The sequence below is a fragment of the Cupriavidus sp. CuC1 genome, assembly GCF_044627735.1.
GTDB lineage: Bacteria > Pseudomonadota > Gammaproteobacteria > Burkholderiales > Burkholderiaceae > Cupriavidus > Cupriavidus ulmosensis.
In genome coordinates this window covers 1-3,909 of record NZ_JBIUHC010000312.1, presented here as the reverse complement: position 1 = coordinate 3,909, position 3,909 = coordinate 1, and the positions used below count along the sequence as shown (strand labels likewise).

Annotated in this window: 5 protein-coding genes; 2 read left to right on the top strand and 3 right to left on the bottom strand. The window is 63.6% G+C overall.

The features are described 5' to 3' along the window. Positions 1 to 202 precede the first annotated feature (202 nt). Entirely contained in the window at positions 203 to 376 is a 174-nt protein-coding gene (locus tag ACGLHR_RS50905; RefSeq protein ID WP_400103621.1) for a LysR substrate-binding domain-containing protein, read from the bottom strand. Positions 377 to 416: 40 nt separating this feature from the next. Then, positions 417 to 1,298 (bottom strand): LysR substrate-binding domain-containing protein, encoded by an 882-nt coding sequence (locus ACGLHR_RS50900; RefSeq protein WP_400103619.1) that lies wholly within the window; start codon positions 1,296 to 1,298, stop codon positions 417 to 419. Positions 1,299 to 1,448: 150 nt separating this feature from the next. Here ACGLHR_RS50900 and ACGLHR_RS50895 point away from each other — a divergent pair, with 150 nt between their 5' ends. Further along, a complete protein-coding gene (locus ACGLHR_RS50895) occupies positions 1,449 to 3,026 on the top strand; it encodes an MFS transporter (RefSeq protein WP_400103617.1) in 1,578 nt (525 codons plus the stop codon). On the opposite strand, the gene ACGLHR_RS50890 is transcribed toward ACGLHR_RS50895, so the two are convergent. Further along, the gene (locus ACGLHR_RS50890; RefSeq protein ID WP_400103623.1) at positions 3,023 to 3,535 is read right to left on the bottom strand and encodes a hypothetical protein; all 513 of its coding nucleotides are present in this window, start codon (positions 3,533 to 3,535) and stop codon (positions 3,023 to 3,025) included. The genes ACGLHR_RS50895 and ACGLHR_RS50890 overlap by 4 nt on opposite strands. Between ACGLHR_RS50890 and ACGLHR_RS50885 the strand changes: the two genes are divergently transcribed. Further along, on the top strand, positions 3,495 to 3,740 hold the full coding sequence (locus ACGLHR_RS50885; RefSeq protein WP_043344643.1) for a hypothetical protein: 246 nt from the start codon (positions 3,495 to 3,497) through the stop codon (positions 3,738 to 3,740). The genes ACGLHR_RS50890 and ACGLHR_RS50885 overlap by 41 nt on opposite strands. Positions 3,741 to 3,909: the final 169 nt, after the last annotated feature.

Genomic DNA, 3,909 nt, shown 5'->3' with positions numbered 1-3,909 from the left:
GCCCTCTTTGCCCCAGGGGAGTCATATTGACTAAGCCACCCCTCTCCCCGGCCCTCTCCCCCTGAGGGGAGAGGGAGAGACAGCCGTCGTCATGGCGCGCGGCTTTGGCCTGTTCGGCGACTTCGGCTTGTGCATCAGGTTTGTCAGCAGTCTGATACCCGCCCTTGTGGCGGGTTTTTTATGCCCCGCCGGCACGCCGTGCTCAAGGTGCCAGCAGGTTTCCGGCGATGAAGTCCACGAAGGCCCGGAGCTTGGGCGACAGCTGGCGGCTGGACGGCCACAGCACCCGCAGCATCGTGCGGTCCTGGTTGTAGTCGTCCAGCACGCTGACGAGCGTGCCTTCGTCCAGCTGGCGCCGAATGGCGATATCCGGCACGCAGGCGATGCCCGATGCAGCATAGCGCGGCGCTGCGAGGCTAAAGCTTCCTGGGCCGCCGGCCAGGCTTGGTCGGCGGCTCCTGCAGGCTCACCAGCAACTGCCCGAACTCGCGGGCGGCCGGCGGCTTCTCGCCGTCGCTCCAGATCAGCGCAAAATCCGCCGCCGGCAGCGCCGGCAACCCGAACTGGCCATCCACCACTTTCATCCCCGGTTTCAGGTCGCCGCGGATCTGCACCGAGGCGCCGAGTCCTGCCAACACCGCCGTGCGGATGCCCTCCTGGCTTGGCGACGTGAAGGCCACGTGCCACGGTATGGATGTGCCCTCCAATGCCGCCACGCCGACCAACCGGTTAACGCACGGCGAGGGAGACAGCGCGAGCGGCAACGACGCACCCGGTGCGATCTCGAAGGTCTGGGCAGCGGCCCACACAAACTGCGTCTGCTGCAGCACCGTGCCACCCTCCCCGCCGGGCTCTGACAACACCACGGCAAGATCCAGCTCGCCTGCCTTGATCATCGCGCGTAAGTCCAGGTACGTGCCCACGTTCACATCGAGACGCACCTCGGGAAATGCCCGGGCGAACTGCGACAGCAGTTGCGGCAGCCGCTCGCCCAGGAAGGTTTCCGGCACGCCGAAGCGCACCACGCCGCAAACGGGAGACGGCTGGAAGCGGCGCGAAAGCGCATCGAGCGAGGCCAGGATCTGCTGCGCATGCTGGAGAAAATCGTTGCCGTCCTCGGTCAGGGTCAGGGTGCGTGTGGTGCGGTACAGCAGCGGCCGGCCGACCTGCTCTTCGAGCCGCCGGATCTGATGGCTGACTGCGGACTGCGTCAGGTGCAGCCGTTGCGCCGCGCGCGTGAAGCCGCCGGTTTCCTTGACGGCGACAAAGGCCCGCAGCAGTGTCGGATCGAAATCCATGGTCCCGTATATATGATGAGTACTAATGAATCGGAAGAAATTAGATCATTTCTATCATAGCGAGGACTCGCCCACAATGTGCGCCAAGACCGGCGTCGAGCACGACGCCATCCGCTCCCTGAAACCGGATCCGCCTGGAAAGCACTATCGATGCGCCTCACTCATTCCCGTAGAAACAAAATGGCATTGGCCGCCGTCTGCCTGGCCGCGCTGATGTTCGGCCTGGAGATTTCCAGTGTGCCGGTCATACTGCCCACCCTCGAGCGCGTGCTGCACGGCGACTTCAGGGACATGCAATGGATCATGAATGCCTACACCATCGCCTGCACCACGGTGCTGATGGCGGCCGGCACATTGGCCGACCGCTTTGGCCGCAAGCGCATGTTCATCCTCGGCGTTGCCTTGTTCGGCATCGCCTCCCTGATCTGTGGCCTGGCGCAAAGCGCTTCCGTCCTGATCGCCAGCCGGTTTCTCCAGGGCATGGCCGGCGGCGCCATGCTGATCTGCCTGGTGGCGATCCTGTCGCATCAATTTCAGGAAGGCAAGGAACGCAGCAAGGCCTTTGGCGCATGGGGCATCGTGTTCGGGATCGGCCTGGGTTTCGGGCCGATCGTCGGCGGCATGATCGTTGCCGTATCCAGCTGGCAATGGGTGTTCCTGGTTCACGTGCTGCTTGCCATCCTGACCCTGGCGCTGGTATTCGCCGGCGTGGAAGAGTCACGCGATCCGCAGGCGGGCAAGCTCGATATCGCGGGCATCGTCACGCTGTCGCTGGCCGTTTTCGGCTTGGCTTATCTGATCACGCAGGGACCGGAAGCCGGCGTTTCCCGCGCCGCCGCGATCGGCATGATGGCCGTGACGGCAGCCAGCTTCGTGGCTTTCCTGCTAGCGGAAAAATTCAGTGCGCATCCGATGTTCGATGTTTCGGTCTTCCACAGCCGGGACTTCTCCGGTGCGCTGCTTGGCTCCATGGGCATGAACTTCAGCTTCTGGCCGTTCATGATCTACTTGCCGCTTTATTTCCACGGCGGCCTGGGCTACGGCAGCGTGGCCGCCGGTTTGTCCTTGCTGGCTTATACGCTGCCCACGCTGTTGTTTCCGCCGCTGGGAGAGCGCCTTGCGCTGCGGTACCGGCCCGGCGTGGTCATTCCCCTGGGCTTGTTCACGATCGGGCTGGGCTTCATGCTCATGAAGCTCGGCAGCAGCCTGGCGCAGGCAAGCTGGTTGACCTTGCTCCCGGGTTCGCTGCTGGCCGGCATCGGCCTGGGCATCACCAACACGCCGGTGACCAATACCACCACCGCTTCGGTTCCCAGCAGCCGCGCAGGCATGGCGTCCGGCATCGACATGAGCGCGCGGATGATCTCGCTGGCGATCAATATCGCGTTGATGGGATGCATCCTGGTCGCGGGCATCTCGTCGTATCTGAAGCGAGCCTTTCCGGGGGCGTTCGATACGTTGCAGTTGCGCGCACTGGCGCAGCACATTGCAGCAGGCAACATGGATTCACTCGGGGACGCCTTTGCACAACTGCCCGCGCTGGACGCGCCCGGCACCGCGCTGCATGCGGCGCTCGTTCATGGCTTTGGCTGGGTGATGGTGTATGGCGGGATCGGCGCCTGGGTGCTGGCCTTGCTCAGCCTGATGGTGTTCGCGCCCGGCAAACGAGGGCTGGAAGGGCAACAGGGGCGCCAGCCAGTTGCCGATCCCGCCTGCCGCTCCGCCTAGAAGTCCATGGTCATTGCCACCTTGAAGGTGCGCGGCGCGCCCTGCGTCCGGTAGCCGCCGCAGGTGCTTGACCGGGCCGTCTCGAGCGCGCCTCGGCGCGCACATTCGCCGAATGGTCCAGCACGTGCCAAAGATTCTTTAGCATCGGGATCGCCTTGAGGTTTACCAGGGTCCACGAGATTTTCCGGGAGCGTAGGGAGCCTCGCTACCGGATCGCGGCGCCTTGCGCGCCTCGCGCCCGCTGAGTGGCATTCGCGCGCCGCACCATTGGCAATTCGACCGGATTGCGCGCCGCCGGCTTCGGTACTGTCGCGACGCAGCATGGATTTGTTGCGGTGCGATAGAGGCAAACTACTGGAAATCGGGATCGAAAGCCGCTGCTTAATAGGGCGATTCAATTGGCGAGCCTGCGCCTGCGTGCCTAGATTTAGGTTCCAGGCAACAAAACGGCAACGGACGAGGTGACTCATGCGGCGTGATGCAAAGACCCGGTCGGAGTTGATGGCCATCCTGAACCAGTTCCTAAACAACAATCCCGAGTGCGGCGAGTGCGAATTGCACGCAATGCGCGTTCACCAGCCCGACCATACCGGTTGCAACTGGAGCGCGGAAGTCGATTTCCCGCGCGAGGAGGAGGACCATTTGCCAACCCGGCTGGCAGCGGCCAAGTCCATCATCGTCGTGATGCGCGAGCAGTACAACATGCTGCAATAGTTGGAATAGCTGCAACGGGATCAGGGCAGGACAGGTTTTCCGGGCCGGCGGAACTGCAGCACAAGCCGGTCAAACAAAACGGGGCTCCAGGAGCGAGCCGTTAACAAAAAGTGTTGAAAATCGGCGGAGACCGGCCTAGGATCCTTACCCAGCCTAGGCCTTCTCTGCC

Bases quoted from the DNA above. Each gene is read 5' to 3' on its own strand.
- ACGLHR_RS50900 (WP_400103619.1), bottom strand. From the start codon at position 1,298: ATGGATTTCGATCCGACACTGCTGCGGGCCTTTGTCGCCGTCAAGGAA.
- ACGLHR_RS50895 (WP_400103617.1), top strand. From the start codon at position 1,449: ATGCGCCTCACTCATTCCCGTAGAAACAAAATGGCATTGGCCGCCGTC.
- ACGLHR_RS50885 (WP_043344643.1), top strand. From the start codon at position 3,495: ATGCGGCGTGATGCAAAGACCCGGTCGGAGTTGATGGCCATCCTGAAC.
- ACGLHR_RS50890 (WP_400103623.1), bottom strand. From the start codon at position 3,535: ATGGCCATCAACTCCGACCGGGTCTTTGCATCACGCCGCATGAGTCAC.